Source organism: Caballeronia sp. LZ001, assembly GCF_031450875.1.
In the GTDB taxonomy this organism is placed as follows: Bacteria; Pseudomonadota; Gammaproteobacteria; order Burkholderiales; family Burkholderiaceae; genus Caballeronia.
This window is the reverse complement of sequence record NZ_JARTVX010000004.1, coordinates 2,808,343-2,823,079: the sequence shown is the minus strand read 5'-3', so window position 1 is coordinate 2,823,079 and position 14,737 is coordinate 2,808,343. Positions and strand designations below refer to the sequence as shown.

Sequence of the window (14,737 nt, the reverse complement as noted above, 5' to 3'; positions counted from 1 at the left end):
TGGAGCTGCAAATAATGAGCAAGCAATTGCAAGACGCATATATCGTCGCCGCGAGCCGCACGCCTATTGGCAAGGCGCCGCGCGGCGTGTTCAAGAACACGCGCCCGGATGAATTGCTGGTTCACGCCATCCGCTCGGCTGTGGCGCAAGTGCCCGGACTCGACACGAGCGTGATCGAAGACGCGATCGTCGGCTGCGCCATTCCCGAAGCCGAGCAAGGGCTGAACGTCGCGCGCATGGGCGCCTTGCTCGCGGGTCTGCCGAACACGGTCGGCGGCGTGACGGTGAACCGCTTCTGCGCATCGGGTCTGACGGCGCTCGCGATGGCCGCGGACCGCATCCGCGTGGGCGAATCCGACGCGATGATCGCAGGCGGCTGCGAGTCCATGAGCATGGTGCCGATGATGGGCAACAAGCCGTCGCTGTCGCCGCATATCTTCGATCGCAATGAGGACGTCGGCATTGCGTACGGCATGGGGCTGACCGCCGAGCGCGTGGCCGAGCGCTGGAAGGTGAGCCGCGAGGCGCAGGACGCGTTCGCGGCGGAGTCGCATCGGCGTGCGTTGGCGGCGCAAAAGGCGGGCGAATTCGCCGATGAAATCGCGGCTTACACGCTCAACGAACGCTTCCCCGATCTCGCTTCGGGCGAAGTGCGCGTGAATGCCCGCGAGATCGCGCTCGACGAAGGTCCGCGCGCCGATACGAGCGTCGAAGGTCTCGCGAAGCTGCGCGCGGTGTTCGCGAACAAGGGCTCGGTGACGGCGGGCAACAGTTCGCAAACTTCCGACGGCGCGGGCGCGTTGATCGTCGTGTCGGAGAAAGTGTTGAAGCAATCCAACCTCACGCCGCTCGCGCGCTTCGTGAGCTTTGCAGTGCGCGGCGTGCCGCCGGAGATCATGGGCATCGGGCCGAAAGAAGCGATTCCCGCTGCATTGAAGGCCGCCGGTCTCAAGCAGGATGACATCGATTGGATCGAACTCAACGAGGCATTCGCGGCGCAGTCGCTCGCGGTGATTCAGGACCTCGGGCTCGATCCTTCGAAGGTCAATCCGCTCGGCGGCGCGATTGCGCTCGGGCATCCGCTCGGCGCGACCGGCGCGATTCGCGCGGCGACCGTCGTACATGGCCTGCGCCGCCGCAATCTGAAGTACGGCATGGTGACGATGTGCGTCGGCACCGGAATGGGCGCTGCCGGCATCATCGAGCGGCTGTGATGACGTGGTCCGCCAGCGCGTCGAGCGTTAGCGGACCATCACGACAGGAGACGGAAGATGGAGATTCTCATCGAACGCGCGGATGGCGTGCTCTGCATCGTGCTGAATCGCCCCGAGAAGAAGAACGCGATCACGGCTGCGATGTATCAGGAGATGGCCGACGGTCTTTACGAAGCCGAGAAAGATCCTTCCGTGCGCGCCGTGCTGATTCGCGGCAACGGCGGCGCTTTTAGCGCGGGCAACGACCTCGAAGACTTTCTCAACGATCCGCCCAAAGACCAGGACGCGCCCGTGTTTCAATTCCTGCGCCGCCTGAGCGCGATGCCGAAGCCGGTGGTTGCGGCGGTATCGGGTGTGGCGGTAGGTATCGGCACGACGATGCTTCTGCATTGCGATCTCGTCTACGCGGCCGAGGGCGCGAAGTTCTCGCTGCCGTTCGTGCAGCTCGGCTTGTGTCCGGAAGCGGCATCGAGTCTATTGTTGCCGCGTATCGCCGGATACCAGCGTGCGGCGGAAAAGCTGCTGCTCGGCGAAGCGTTCGATGTCAAGGAAGCCACCGAAATGGGCTTTGTCAACGGCGTGCTCGCTGCCACCGAACTCGATGCCTACGCGTTTGGCAAGGCGAGGAAGCTGGCCGCGTTGCCGGCGTCGTCGCTGCGCACGACCAAGTCCTTGCTGAAGGGCGCACAGGCGGCGGAAGTCACCGCGCGCATGGGCGAGGAAGCGGGGCACTTTGCGCGCATGCTCGCCGCGCCGGAAGCGCGTGAGGCGTTTCAGGCGTTCTTCGAGAAACGCAAACCGAACTTCAGCGCGTTCGAATAAAGCCTGCGCAAAACGCCTGAAGCGCGCTCAGTCCGCGTCGTACTCGACGAAGCTGTTTTCGCGCGCGAAGCTGACGAGCCTCAGGCTCGCTTTCTTCGCGATGGCGATGGCAAGCGAAGTCGGCGCGGAGATAGTCGCGATCATCGGAACGCCAACGCGCGCCGACTTGCGCACGAGTTCGTAGCTTGCGCGGCTCGACAGAAACACGAAGCCTTGCGTCGTGTCCACACGCTGCAGCACGAGATGGCCGATGAGTTTGTCGAGCGCGTTATGGCGGCCGACATCCTCGAACGCGTGCAGCACTGCGCCTGTTTCGTCGCTCCATGCAGCGGCGTGCAGGCCGCCGGTGAGCTTCGTCAGCCGCTGATGCGCGGGCAGATCGCGCGCGGCGCGTTCGATGGCATCGGGCGCGAGCTTCGCGAGAAAGCCAGTATCCGGCACGGCTTCGGGCTGCAAATCCAGCAAGTCGATACTCTCGATCCCGCACACGCCGCAACCCGTGCGGCCCGCCAATGCGCGCCGCTTGTCCTTCAGCGAAACGAACGCCTGCTGCACGACTTGCAAGTGCACTTCGGCATGAGGCAGCGCGTCTGCTTCATCACGGTAATAGACTTCTATGTCGTGGATGTCGCTGCCCCGCTCGACAATACCTTCCGTCAGCGAGAAGCCCACCGCGAAGGCTTCGAGATCGCGCGGCGTGCACATCATGACCGCGTGCGAAATGCCGTTGTAGACGAGCGCAACGGGCCATTCCTGGCCCACGTTATCCGTGACGATCGCGCTCTCGCCCTTGCGATGTCTGCGCACGTTGCGTTCGACATAGCCGGGTTGATCGTCGGTATCGAGTCGACTCACTTGCTGCTCCTTCTTTACCGCATGGCCGCCGCGTTCAAGTAAAGTGTGGGTATGACACTTGCTGCCATGTCATGCTGTCCGCGTTTTCAAAAGCGCGCGCCAGCGGTTCATTTGCAACGGTTCCAGCCAGATTCAGAGCCCTACAATAACTTAAGCGGGCGATGCGCGCCGCGCGCGCCCCTCAATCCAACGAGGCTAACGTCATGGGACTTTACGACGCCGCTCGTCTCTTCGGCTTCGAGGTTGAATCCTCGGACAACTTGCGTTTCATTCCGCTTGCCGTGCGCTTCAATCTGGATCGCTTTGGCATGCGTATCGCGCTCGAGGAATGGCAACAGCTTCCGTATGAAGATCGCGCGTTGCTTGCACGCTTTCCCGTGGAAGACGATGCGGAACTCGAAAAGAACTTCGATCTCGCGCTCGAGGAGATGCTGAAAACACATGCCAATGCCACGCCGGAACAAATCGAGCGCGACACCGATCCCGTCTGGGCACATGCCGATGCCGTGCCTGAATCCGTGATTCGTCAGAGCAGTCTAGCTGGTGTGAGCGCGCCGAGCTTGTCGCGCTGGGGCAAGCTCGATCGCTTCCAGCGTTACGCGCTAGCCAAGCTCTCGCGCAACGCAGACAAACTCAATCACGACTTCTTGCCGGCCATGCGCGAATTCGGCCTGACCGAATAGACGTCTGCGAAAAGGTCAATCGAGTGCGGGCAACACGCGCGGGCGACGATCGCGATCCGTGGCGACATAAGTCAGTGTCGCCTCCGTCACCTTGACCACTTCTTCCGCGAGACTCATGCGCTGCGCATAGACCTCGACGGATATCGTCACCGACGTGTTGCCCGTCTTGACGATGTCCGCGTAGAAGCTCAGCAGATCGCCGACGAATACCGGATGCTTGAAGAGAAACGAGTTCACGGCGACGGTCGCCACGCGTCCGTTCGCGCGCCGGCTCGCGGGAATGGAACCCGCGATATCCACCTGCGCCATGATCCAGCCGCCGAAGACATCGCCGTGCACGTTGGCGTCGGCGGGCTGCGGGACGACACGCAGGGCGACCGGCTTTTGGGGAAGACTGGATTCTTGGGGCATGGAAAGGGTCCGGTGTTGCGTCGCAGCGGCCGTGAGCGGGGCCTTGAACCTTCTGCGACAATGCATATGTATAGATGACTCGCGAGCAGCAAGCCAGCGAGTCTCGCGAATTGTACCGGGATAGCACGCGTAGATCGCGCTCCCGCAAGAACCCCCAAGCGTCTGAAACGCCGCCCCCGCGCAACGTGCCCGAAGGCGCCCGAAAAATACGACTCATGCGCCGCATCCCCACGAGAGAGACGGACGCGCCTGCCAAGGGCTCGCGCCGCGACTGGCAGACGATCCGCTCGCTGTTGCCTTACCTCGCCACGTACAAGGTGCGCGTGGCGTTCGCGCTTGCGTGTCTCATCGGTGCGAAGGTGACGAACCTTGGCGTGCCTATCGTGATGAAGCATATCGTCGATAGCCTCTCGTCCGTGCAGCATCTCACTGCACTCGGCCGCGCGCAGGACGCGCCGGGGCTCGTGCTGATTAGCGGAATCGGGTTGCTGGTCATCGCTTATGCGCTCGTGCGGCTGTCGACTTCGATCTTCACCGAACTGCGCGAACTGCTCTTTGCGAAGGTCACGGAGAGCGCGGTGCGCCAGCTTGCGCTCAAGGTGTTTCGGCATCTGCACGCGCTGTCGCTGCGCTTTCATCTGGAGCGGCAAACGGGCGGCATGTCGCGCGATATCGAACGCGGCACGCGCGGCATTCAGCAACTCGTGTCGTATTCGCTCTACAGCATTCTGCCGACGCTCGTCGAAGTGGGGCTCGTGCTCACCTTCTTCGCGACGAAGTACGAAGCGTATTACGCCATCGTCACGTTCATCGCGTTAGTGACGTATATCGTGTTCACTGTGAAGGTGACGGAATGGCGAACGCATTTTCGCCGCACGATGAACGATCTCGATTCGAAGGCGAACGCCCGCGCGATAGATTCCCTGCTCAACTACGAGACGGTGAAGTACTTCGGCAACGAAGAGTGGGAAGCGCGCCGCTACGACGAGAACCTGCAGCGCTATAGAACGGCGGCGATCCAGTCGCAGCGTTCCTTGTCGATGCTCAACTTCGGGCAGCAGACGATCATCGGCACGGGGCTCGTGTTCATTCTCTGGCGCGCGACACAGGGCGTCATGGCCGGACGGCTCACGCTCGGCGACCTCGTGCTCATCAACACCTTCATGCTGCAGTTGTATATTCCGCTGAACTTTCTCGGCGTGGTGTACAGGGAATTGAAGCAGGCTTTGACCGATACCGACCGCATGTTCACGCTGCTCGGCGCGGGCCGCGAAGTGCCGGACGCGCCCGATGCGCGGCCGCTTGCGGTGAAGGGCGCGGCGGTGCGCTTCGAGAACGTGAACTTTGCCTACGAGGCGGCGCGGCCCATCCTGCATGGCATCGACTTCGCCATTCCCGCTGGCACGACGACGGCGGTGGTGGGTCATAGCGGCTCCGGTAAATCGACGCTGGGACGGCTGCTGTTTCGCTTCTACGATCTCGACCGCGCGGCGGGCGGCCGCATTCTGATCGATGGTCAGGACATTCGCGACGTGACGCAGGATTCGTTGCGCGCGGCAATTGGAATCGTGCCGCAAGACACCGTGCTTTTCAACGACTCGATCTACTACAACATTGCTTACGGAAAGCCCACTGCATCGCGCGACGAAGTGATCGCGGCGGCGCGCGCGGCGCATATCCATGACTTCATCGAAACGCTGCCCGCGGGTTACGACACGCCGGTCGGCGAACGCGGCCTCAAGTTGTCGGGCGGCGAGAAGCAGCGCGTGGCCATCGCGCGCACGCTTTTGAAAAATCCGCCGATCCTCATCTTCGACGAAGCCACTTCCGCGCTCGATTCGAAGTCCGAGCGCGCGATCCAGCATGAACTCGATAACATCGCTCGCGAGCGGACCACGCTCATCATCGCGCACCGGCTTTCGACGGTGGTGCATGCGCAGCAGATCATCGTGATGGATCACGGGCGCATCGTGGAGCGCGGCACGCACGCGGAACTGCTGCGTGCGGGTGGTCTCTTCGCGCAGATGTGGGCGCTTCAGCAGCAGCGCGGCAGCGATGATGTCGCCGCGATGGGGCAGCGGGATACGGCGGGGGTTTGATCGCCCTCGCCTCGGAATACGCGCTACTCCATCGCATGCGCGCCGTTCATCGCCATGCCTTCGGCCCCGAGCGCCGCCGTCGATGACCAACGCAGCCACTGCGCGCGCAGCACGAACAGCGCACCGAACGCGCACGTAGCGATCACGCCGAAAGTCGCGAAGCCCATCTGATAGCTGCCGGTGCTTTCCTTCGCAATGCCCATCACCACCGGCAGATAGAATCCGCCGATACCGCCCGCCGCGCCTACGATCCCCGACAGCAAGCCCGTCTTGCCCTTCCAGCGATGCGGCACGAGCTGAAACGTCGAGCCGTTGCCAAGCCCGAACGCGATATACAGGCAAATCAGCAATGCCAGACCGCCGGCGACAGGCGGCATCCAGATGGCGAAGGCAAAGTCGCCCACGGCGATCACGGCAAGCAGCACGAGCAGCGCACGCACACCGGTTACGCGATCCGCGACATAGCCGCCAAAGGGCCGCACGATCGCGCCGAGAAACGCCAGCAGCGACATGAAAAGCCCGGCTTCGAGCTTGGGCATCTGATAGAGCGAAGTAAGCAGCAGCGTCACATACGACGACATGCCGACGAAGCCGCCGAACGTGATGCTGTAGATGAGCATGATGACCCACGTATCGCGCTCGCGCAGCACGGTGCGATACCGGCCCGGCAACACCGCGATGGCGATGATCGCGCCCATCACCGGCAGCAGCAACACGCCTGTGCGTCCTGCACCGAAGACGCCGCCGCTCACCGCCAGCACCAGCACGATGAGGCTCACGAGCGTCACCGCGAAACTCGACAGCGCGCGCCATGTGCTGCCGCTTTTCTCGCCGAGATCCGATGCCCACGCGTACAGCGCGATGGCGGTCAGCGCGAGCAACGGCAGCGCTGCGGCGGTGGCGAGCTGCCAGCCGAACGCATCGGCGAGATGCGGGAACAGGAAGCCGTCGAGCACCGCGCCGATGTTGCCCGCAGCCGCGAGACCCAGCACCAGCCCCTGGACCTTCGGCGGATAATTGCTGCCGGCCATCGGCAACGCGACGGCGAAGCTCGCGCCGCCCATGCCGAGGAATACGCCGAGCACGAGCAAGAGCGCATACGACGGCGCGCCGGGCAACAACGGCAGCACGATCGACGGAATCGACGAGAGCACCACGCCCATCAGCGCGACGCGACGGCCATCGGTCGATTGATAGAGGTTGCCGAGCGTCACGCGCAGAATCGCCGCCGCGAGCACCGGCACCGCGACGAGAAAGCCCTGCTGCGCCGCTGTCATCGCGATGTCCCGGCCGATGAACGGCGCGAGCGGTCCATACAGCACCCAGACGGTGAAGCCCGTATCGAAGTACAGGAAACAGGCGAGCAGCGAGCGCCAGTTGCCGCTCTTGAGCGATGCGATCAGATTGGACATTGCGAATTCCAGATGTAGGCGTGTGGCGAAGTGCTTCTGCCTGGTTGACCGATCAGCATGCAGCGCATAGGCGAGCAATCGGCTTGAGCGGGACCAGGAAAATTTGCAAGCACCATGCCAAAGAAATGTGTGCGCAATCGGCTGGCTGCGCGACGCCCTTATCGGCGAGGCTTGAGGGCATGTGCCGCTTACGCTTGCGAGCCGCTTGCCCGCCTTATGTCCACGCGACGAGGCGCGCGCTGCGGCACCGCGTTCGTGCGCGAGCCGCATGGGTATGGTGCGTCGCGCTTGCGTGAGGTTCATGGGGCGTGCAGGGCGCATCCCTATAAAATGCTTTCTTCGCCGCATAGCGCGCGCATGGCGCTCATCCACGATGGAACTCAAATGGCTCGAAGACTTCGTCTCGCTCGCGGAGACGCGCAGCTTTAGCCGCTCGGCAGAACTTCGGCATATCACGCAGCCCGCGTTTTCGCGGCGCATCCAGGCGCTCGAAGCGTGGCTCGGCACCGAGCTCATCGACCGTTCGGTGTATCCGACGCGTCTCACGCAAGCCGGTCAGGTCTTCTACGAGCAAGCGCTCGCCATGCTTTCGCAGTTTCACGAAGCCCGCATGCTGCTGCGCGGTCAAGGCGGCGTGCCCGCGGCGACCATCGAGTTCGCGGTGCCGCACACGTTGTCGCTGACTTATTTCCCGCGCTGGCTCGAACACGTCGAAGCGCGGCTTGGGCGCATCCGTACACGCTTGCGCGCGCTCAACGTGCACGACGCGGTGCTGTCGCTCGTCGAAGGCGGCTGCGATCTCGTGATGGGCTATCACCATCCGAGTCATCCCGTCGCGCTCGATCCCGCGCGTTACGACATGCTCACGCTCGGTAGCGAACCGATCAGTCCATTCTCCGCGCCCAACAAGGGCGGACGCGCGCGCTACACGCTGCCCGCAAGCGCGGATGCGCCCGCGCCGTATCTGTCCTACACGCAGAACGCGTATCTCGGCCGCATGACGGAGGTAATCATCGCGACGGCGCCCACGCGCCTCTATCTCGACAAGGTCTACGAGACCGACATGGCCGAAGGCCTCAAGGCAATGGCGCTTGCCGGTCACGGTGTCGCGTTCCTGCCGCACAGCGCGGTCGAAGACGCAGTGGAAGAAGGCAAGCTGATCCGGCTCGACAGGGGAACACGCGGCACGAGCGCCGGTCAGTTCACGCTAACGATGGAGATCCGCCTCTACCGCGACAAACTGGCCGCTCAAGGGGAGGAACCGCGTCAGGCGTTGATCCGCGCGCTATGGGATGCAGTAGGCGAAGAAGTGCTCGATGCATCGGCGCAAAAGCCCGGTGGATAAGCGTTTGCAACGTTATGCAAGAAACGCATGATCGAATGAGCAAACGGCATTGGCATTGCGCACGCTGTTTTTCGACAATGGGCGCATTCCTTCACCGCTGGAGCATCAATTGTCCTCTTCGAAGCACTCGCTGCAAGCGCCGGACGCCAAACACGCGATCCCGTCGTACCTCCATGCCGACGATCTCGGCCCCTGGGGCAACTACTTGCAGCAGGTCGATCGCGTCGCACCGTATCTCGGTTCTCTCTCCCGTTGGCTTGAAACCCTCAAGCGCCCGAAGCGCATTCTCATAGTCGATTGCCCGATCGAACTCGACAACGGCACCGTCGCGCATTTCGAAGGCTATCGCGTGCAGCACAACACGTCGCGCGGTCCCGGCAAGGGCGGCGTGCGTTATCACCAGGACGTGACGCTTTCCGAAGTGATGGCTTTGTCCGCGTGGATGTCGGTAAAGAACGCGGCAGTGAACGTGCCGTACGGCGGCGCGAAAGGCGGTATTCGCGTCGATCCGCGCTTGCTCTCGCGTGGCGAGCTCGAACGCCTGACGCGCCGGTACACGAGCGAGATCGGCATCATCATCGGGCCGAACACGGACATTCCCGCGCCGGACGTGAACACGAACGAGCAGATCATGGCTTGGATGATGGACACGTACTCCATGAACCAGGGGCAAACGGCTACGGGCGTCGTGACCGGCAAGCCGATCGCGCTTGGCGGCTCGCTCGGCCGCAAGGAAGCGACAGGGCGCGGCGTGTTCGTCGTCGGCTCGGAAGCGGCGCGTCGCATGGGGCTTGAGATCGAAGGCGCGCGTATCGCGGTGCAGGGTTTCGGCAACGTCGGCGGAATCGCGGCGCGGCTGTTCCAGGAAGCGGGCGCGCGGGTCATCGCGGTGCAGGATCACACGGGCACGCTGTACAACTCGAAGGGTATCGACACGCTCGCGCTCGCCGAGCACGTCGCGCAGAACGGCGGCGTTGGCGGCTTTGCTGGCGCCGATCCGGTATCGGCGGACGAGTTCTGGACCATCGAGACCGACATCCTCATTCCGGCCGCGCTGGAAGGCCAGATCACCGAGAAGAACGCACCGAAGATCAGAACGAAGATCGTCGTGGAAGGCGCGAACGGCCCGACCACGACGGCCGCCGACGACATCCTCCACGACAAGGGCGTGCTCGTAATCCCCGACGTCGTGGCGAATGCGGGCGGTGTGACGGTGTCGTATTTCGAATGGGTGCAGGACTTCTCCAGCTTCTTCTGGACCGAGGACGAGATCAACCAGCGGCTCGAACGTGTCATGCGTGAAGCGTTTGCGGCGGTTTGGCAAGTGGCGAGCGAGCATAAGGTTTCGGTGCGCACGGCGGCCTTCATCGTGGCCTGTACGCGCATTCTCATGGCGCGTGAAATGCGCGGCCTGTATCCCTGATCGCATGGCCACGCGCTCGTGTCGGATGTGGCATGAGGCAAGCGGCTCGCATGACGCGTGCCGCATGAACGATCGATGAAATTTGCGGGCGACGCTCCTTCGGGACGTCGCCCGCATTTGCATGAGGATTGCTATAACATCGCGGTTTTCTGTCGCGACGCGGCTCGACTGAAGTAAGTGCTCAAGCGCCAATGCCGGTGACCTTTCCGCCGACATCCCGAAAATAAGACAGAGTGGGTTAACAATCATTCTTTCAGAATAATTACCCTGCTAAACTTGCCCCGATTTTTGCCACAGGAGATCGAACACATGAAGATTAAAAAAGCTGCGCTGCTCATCGCCGCGCTCGGATTCATCGCGGCTAGCGCTCACGCGCAAGACGCCGGGACGCTCAAGAAAATCAAGGACACGGGTGTGATCTCGCTGGGGCATCGCGAGTCGTCCATTCCTTTCTCGTACTACGACGACAAGCAGAACGTCGTCGGCTATTCGCATGAGTTCGCGCTGCAGGTCGTGGAAGCGGTCAAGCAGAAGCTCAACATGCCGAATCTGAAGGTGAAGCTCACGCCGGTCACGTCGCAAAACCGTATTCCGCTCGTGCAGAACGGCACGGTGGACCTCGAGTGCGGCTCGACCACGAACAACGCGGAACGTCAGCAGCAAGTGGCCTTCTCGAACACGATTTTCGTGATCGGCACGCGCCTCATGACCAAGAAGGATTCCGGCGTGAAGGACTGGGCGGACCTGAAGGGCAAGACGGTCGTGACGACCGCCGGCACGACTTCCGAGCGCCTGCTTCGCAAGATGAATCAGGACAAGAGCATGGGCATGAACATCATCAGCGCGAAGGATCACGGCGAATCGTTCCTCACGCTGTCGACCGGCCGCGCCGTCGCGTTCATGATGGACGATGCGTTGCTCGCGGGCGAACGCGCCAAGTCCAACACGCCGAACGATTTCGTGATCGTCGGCTCGCCGCAATCGCATGAAGCGTACGGCTGCATGATGCGCAAGAACGACTCCGAGTTCAAGAAGGTCGTGGACGACGCCATCGCCAAGGTGGAAACCTCGGGCGACGCCGACAAGATCTACAAGAAGTGGTTCGAAAGCCCGATTCCGCCGAAGGGCCTCAACCTCAACTTCCCGGAAAGCGACGACATCAAGGCTCTCTTCAAGAGCCCGAATGACAAAGTAATCGACTAACCGGTTCGACTATCGAGCGAACGAGACGGAAGGAGCTTGCTTCTTCCGTTTCTTTTTGGAGTGAGGTCCATGTCTTACCACTGGAACTGGGGCATTCTGCTGAGTCCGGTTTCGACCGGCGAGCCCACCACGTATCTCGGCTGGCTGATTTCCGGCTTCTGGGTGACGATTACCGTGTCGCTCGCGGCTTGGGTGATCGCGCTTGTGGTCGGCTCGTTGTTCGGCATCTTGCGCACGGTCCCGAATCGCTTCCTGGCGGCCATCGGCACTGTCTATGTCGCGATCTTCCGTAATATTCCATTGATCGTGCAGTTCTTCGTCTGGTATCTGGTGATACCCGAGTTGCTGCCGCCTTCCATCGGCAACTGGTTCAAGCAACTGCCGCCATCGGCGCAGTTCTTTTCCTCGTCGATCATTTGTCTCGGACTCTTCACCGGCGCGCGCGTGTGCGAACAGGTGCGCTCGGGCATCAGCGCGCTGCCGCCTGGTCAACGCAACGCGGGTCTCGCGATGGGTTTCACGCAATGGCAGACGTATCGCTATGTGTTGATGCCGGTCGCTTATCGCATCATCGTGCCGCCGCTCACGTCGGAATTCCTCAACGTGTTCAAGAATTCGGCGGTCGCGTCGACCATCGGTCTGCTCGACCTTTCGGCGCAGGCGCGGCAACTCGTCGACTACACGGCGCAGACGTATGAGTCGTTCATCGCGGTGACGCTCGCCTACATGCTCATCAACCTCGTCGTGATGAACCTGATGCGCTGGGTAGAAGCGAAGACCCGGTTGCCTGGCTACATCGGAGGCAAGTAATGCATCAATTCAACTGGAGCGGCATTGTGGGCGCGTGGCCCACGCTGTGGACGGGCGCCATCATCACGCTGCAGATCACGGTGCTCGCCATCGTGATCGGCATTGTCTGGGGCACGGTGCTCGCGCTGTTTCGTCTGTCGGGCGTGAAGCCCTTGCAGTGGTTCGCGAGCGCTTACGTCACGGTGTTCCGCTCGATTCCGCTCGTGATGGTGTTGCTGTGGTTCTTCCTGATCGTGCCGCAGTTGCTGCAGAATGTGCTCGGCTTATCCGCCGATATCGACATTCGCCTCGCTTCCGCGATGGTCGCGTTCTCGCTCTTCGAAGCTGCGTACTATTCGGAGATCATTCGCGCGGGCATTCAGGCGGTGGCGCGCGGTCAGGTGAACGCGGCGTTCGCACTCGGCATGACCTACGGCCAGGCGATGAAACTCGTCGTGCTGCCGCAGGCTTTCCGCGCAATGGTGCCGCTGTTGCTCACGCAGGCGATCGTCCTGTTCCAGGATACGTCGCTCGTCTACGTGATCAGTCTCGCGGACTTCTTCCGCACGGCGACGAACATCGGCGACCGCGACGGCACGACCGTCGAGATGGTGCTGTTCGCCGGCGCGTGCTATTTCGTGGTTTGCGTGTTGGCATCGGCACTCGTAAAAAGTCTTCAGAAAAAGGTCGCAAGATGATCTCTATCAAGAATGTTTCCAAGTGGTATGGGCAGTTCCAGGTGCTGACGGACTGCACGACCGAAGTGAAGAAAGGCGAGGTCGTCGTGGTGTGCGGCCCGTCGGGTTCGGGGAAGTCGACGCTCATCAAGACCGTGAACGGGCTGGAACCGTTTCAGAAGGGCGAGATCACCATCAACGGTCAATCGCTCACGGACAAGAAGACCAATCTCTCGAAGCTGCGTTCGAAGGTCGGCATGGTGTTCCAGCATTTCGAGTTGTTTCCGCATCTGTCGATCGTGCAGAACCTGACGCTCGCGCAGATCAAGGTGCTGGGCCGTTCGAACGACGAAGCGACGACGAAGGGTCTCAAACTGCTCGATCGCGTGGGCCTGCGCGCGCACGCGGACAAGTTTCCGGGCCAGCTCTCGGGCGGTCAGCAGCAACGCGTGGCGATTGCCCGCGCGCTGTCGATGGACCCGATTGCCATGCTCTTCGACGAACCGACCTCCGCGCTCGATCCCGAGATGATCAACGAAGTGCTCGACGTGATGGTCGAACTCGCGCAGGAAGGCATGACCATGATGTGCGTGACGCACGAAATGGGCTTCGCGAAGAAGGTCGCGCATCGCGTGATCTTCATGGACAAGGGATTGATCGTCGAGGACGACCAGAAGGAAGCGTTCTTTGCGAATCCGAAGTCGGATCGCGCGAAGGACTTTCTGGCGAAAATCCTGCACTGACGCGTTTTAGCGGCGTCATGCAAAACGGCCTTCCGTGAGGAAGGCCGTTTTTATTCAGCGTTCGATTCGTTTTATTCGATCCCGAGTTCGGTTTCCACCGACGCCGTCGACTGAATTTCCTCGATCTTCAGCGCCGATCCTACGCACGCTTTGGCAAGCGGCTCGGCGGCCTTCTTCGCGACTTCATCCGGCACCGGAATGTTCACCGTGCGCGAGAGCGCGCCTTTCTGGAACATGGCGAGATCGCCGGGCGCAAAACGCGTCCAGACTTCGTTATCGGTGAGCGGCGAGGTGGCGATGACCGCCACGCGATCTTCCGGCGTCGTGTACTTGGCGAAATCGATCGACATGTCCGCGTCGATCAGATGCGCGGTCGAAAACGGCCAACTGCGAACCAGATAGTACAAATGCGTCGAGCAGTGCGAGAAGAGCGCCTGGCCGTTGGACATCAGGAAATTGAACACGCCGTGCTTCGTGATCTCGCCTGTGAGTGAAGCGAGCGCGTCGAACAATTCTTCCAGCGGCGGCTGCGAGCGCGGAAACGCCTTGCGCAAACCTTCCAGCAGCGTGCAAAAGGCAAGCTCGCTGTCCGTGTTGCCGACGGGTTGATACAGGCCGTTCAGTTCGGGCGCGTAGTCTTTGAGATCGCCGTTGTGCGCGAAGATCCAGTGCCGTCCCCACAACTCACGCAGGAACGGATGGCAGTTTTCCAGCAGGATATGCCCTTGCGTCGCCTTGCGAATATGCGCGATGGTGTTCTTCGATTTGATCGGATAGCGCTTCACCATCTCCGCGAGCGGCGACTTGGCGGACGATTCATGGTCGATGAAAAGCCGGCACGCCTTGTCCTCGAAGAACGCGATACCCCAGCCGTCCGCGTGGTGATCCGTGACCCCGCCACGCGCGGCGAACCCGGTGAACGAGAACGTCACATCGGTCGGTTCGGCGCAATTCATTCCGAGAAGTTGGCACATGTTGCTGAAAGCGAGAGCCGGTAAGGGCATTGAGCCCGTTGTTACAATACGTCCGACAAGCATATCACCGGGGCAGTCATCCAAAAT

14 protein-coding genes are annotated in these 14,737 nt (G+C 61.8%); 10 read left to right on the top strand and 4 right to left on the bottom strand.

Annotated elements, in window-relative coordinates; genetic code table 11:
* Window positions 1–14: 14 nt before the first annotated feature.
* Together P9292_RS24080 and P9292_RS24075 are read left to right on the top strand one after the other, a co-directional pair.
* Window positions 15–1,214, top strand: coding sequence for an acetyl-CoA C-acyltransferase (locus P9292_RS24080; protein WP_309961579.1), 1,200 nt, complete (start codon window positions 15–17; stop codon window positions 1,212–1,214).
* Window positions 1,215–1,271: 57 nt separating this feature from the next.
* Entirely contained in the window at window positions 1,272–2,036 is a 765-nt protein-coding gene (locus tag P9292_RS24075) for an enoyl-CoA hydratase (protein WP_250491769.1), read from the top strand.
* A 27-nt stretch (window positions 2,037–2,063) separates the two neighbouring features.
* On the opposite strand, the gene fdhD is transcribed toward P9292_RS24075, so the two are convergent.
* Entirely contained in the window at window positions 2,064–2,891 is an 828-nt protein-coding gene (gene fdhD, locus P9292_RS24070; protein WP_309841322.1) for a formate dehydrogenase accessory sulfurtransferase FdhD, read from the bottom strand.
* Window positions 2,892–3,094: 203 nt separating this feature from the next.
* Between fdhD and P9292_RS24065 the strand changes: the two genes are divergently transcribed.
* Complete coding sequence (locus P9292_RS24065) at window positions 3,095–3,574, top strand: nitrate reductase associated protein (RefSeq protein WP_244826973.1); 480 nt, start codon at window positions 3,095–3,097, stop codon at window positions 3,572–3,574.
* 15 nt (window positions 3,575–3,589) lie between these two features.
* On the opposite strand, the gene P9292_RS24060 is transcribed toward P9292_RS24065, so the two are convergent.
* Entirely contained in the window at window positions 3,590–3,985 is a 396-nt protein-coding gene (locus tag P9292_RS24060; RefSeq protein ID WP_244826974.1) for an acyl-CoA thioesterase, read from the bottom strand.
* Window positions 3,986–4,200: 215 nt separating this feature from the next.
* Between P9292_RS24060 and P9292_RS24055 the strand changes: the two genes are divergently transcribed.
* Window positions 4,201–6,084 carry an ABC transporter ATP-binding protein/permease gene (locus P9292_RS24055; RefSeq protein WP_250462979.1) on the top strand — a complete coding sequence of 628 codons (1,884 nt, stop codon included), beginning with the start codon at window positions 4,201–4,203 and terminating at the stop codon, window positions 6,082–6,084.
* Between the two features lie 23 nt (window positions 6,085–6,107).
* On the opposite strand, the gene P9292_RS24050 is transcribed toward P9292_RS24055, so the two are convergent.
* A complete protein-coding gene (locus tag P9292_RS24050) occupies window positions 6,108–7,496 on the bottom strand; it encodes an MFS transporter (protein ID WP_309961577.1) in 1,389 nt (462 codons plus the stop codon).
* A 373-nt stretch (window positions 7,497–7,869) separates the two neighbouring features.
* Here P9292_RS24050 and P9292_RS24045 point away from each other — a divergent pair, with 373 nt between their 5' ends.
* The 6 genes from P9292_RS24045 to P9292_RS24020 all read left to right on the top strand — a co-directional run bounded on the left by P9292_RS24045 (window position 7,870) and on the right by P9292_RS24020 (window position 13,676).
* Window positions 7,870–8,841, top strand: coding sequence for a LysR family transcriptional regulator (locus tag P9292_RS24045; RefSeq protein ID WP_244826978.1), 972 nt, complete (start codon window positions 7,870–7,872; stop codon window positions 8,839–8,841).
* A gap of 109 nt (window positions 8,842–8,950) precedes the next feature.
* Window positions 8,951–10,264 (top strand): Glu/Leu/Phe/Val dehydrogenase, encoded by a 1,314-nt coding sequence (locus P9292_RS24040; RefSeq protein ID WP_309961575.1) that lies wholly within the window; start codon window positions 8,951–8,953, stop codon window positions 10,262–10,264.
* 309 nt (window positions 10,265–10,573) lie between these two features.
* Window positions 10,574–11,467, top strand: coding sequence for a glutamate/aspartate ABC transporter substrate-binding protein (locus P9292_RS24035; protein WP_309961573.1), 894 nt, complete (start codon window positions 10,574–10,576; stop codon window positions 11,465–11,467).
* A 69-nt stretch (window positions 11,468–11,536) separates the two neighbouring features.
* A complete protein-coding gene (locus tag P9292_RS24030; protein ID WP_250462988.1) occupies window positions 11,537–12,277 on the top strand; it encodes an amino acid ABC transporter permease in 741 nt (246 codons plus the stop codon).
* Window positions 12,277–12,954, top strand: a complete 678-nt coding sequence (gene gltK, locus P9292_RS24025; protein WP_244826982.1) for a glutamate/aspartate ABC transporter permease GltK — start codon at window positions 12,277–12,279, stop codon at window positions 12,952–12,954. Before P9292_RS24030 ends, gltK begins: the two co-directional genes overlap by 1 nt.
* The gene (locus tag P9292_RS24020) at window positions 12,951–13,676 is read left to right on the top strand and encodes an amino acid ABC transporter ATP-binding protein (protein ID WP_244826983.1); all 726 of its coding nucleotides are present in this window, start codon (window positions 12,951–12,953) and stop codon (window positions 13,674–13,676) included. Before gltK ends, P9292_RS24020 begins: the two co-directional genes overlap by 4 nt.
* A 71-nt stretch (window positions 13,677–13,747) precedes the next feature.
* Here the strand turns inward: P9292_RS24020 and P9292_RS24015 are convergent, their stop codons facing one another.
* On the bottom strand, window positions 13,748–14,650 hold the full coding sequence (locus P9292_RS24015; RefSeq protein WP_250462994.1) for a class II glutamine amidotransferase: 903 nt from the start codon (window positions 14,648–14,650) through the stop codon (window positions 13,748–13,750).
* Window positions 14,651–14,737 lie beyond the last annotated feature (87 nt).

Coding starts and splice junctions, on each gene's coding strand:
- P9292_RS24075 (WP_250491769.1), top strand. CDS start 1,272: ATGGAGATTCTCATCGAACGCGCGGATGGCGTGCTCTGCATCGTGCTG.
- P9292_RS24050 (WP_309961577.1), bottom strand. CDS start 7,496: ATGTCCAATCTGATCGCATCGCTCAAGAGCGGCAACTGGCGCTCGCTG.
- P9292_RS24045 (WP_244826978.1), top strand. CDS start 7,870: ATGGAACTCAAATGGCTCGAAGACTTCGTCTCGCTCGCGGAGACGCGC.
- P9292_RS24060 (WP_244826974.1), bottom strand. CDS start 3,985: ATGCCCCAAGAATCCAGTCTTCCCCAAAAGCCGGTCGCCCTGCGTGTC.
- P9292_RS24030 (WP_250462988.1), top strand. CDS start 11,537: ATGTCTTACCACTGGAACTGGGGCATTCTGCTGAGTCCGGTTTCGACC.
- P9292_RS24020 (WP_244826983.1), top strand. CDS start 12,951: ATGATCTCTATCAAGAATGTTTCCAAGTGGTATGGGCAGTTCCAGGTG.
- P9292_RS24015 (WP_250462994.1), bottom strand. CDS start 14,650: ATGTGCCAACTTCTCGGAATGAATTGCGCCGAACCGACCGATGTGACG.
- gltK (WP_244826982.1), top strand. CDS start 12,277: ATGCATCAATTCAACTGGAGCGGCATTGTGGGCGCGTGGCCCACGCTG.
- P9292_RS24035 (WP_309961573.1), top strand. CDS start 10,574: ATGAAGATTAAAAAAGCTGCGCTGCTCATCGCCGCGCTCGGATTCATC.
- P9292_RS24065 (WP_244826973.1), top strand. CDS start 3,095: ATGGGACTTTACGACGCCGCTCGTCTCTTCGGCTTCGAGGTTGAATCC.
- P9292_RS24080 (WP_309961579.1), top strand. CDS start 15: ATGAGCAAGCAATTGCAAGACGCATATATCGTCGCCGCGAGCCGCACG.
- P9292_RS24055 (WP_250462979.1), top strand. CDS start 4,201: ATGCGCCGCATCCCCACGAGAGAGACGGACGCGCCTGCCAAGGGCTCG.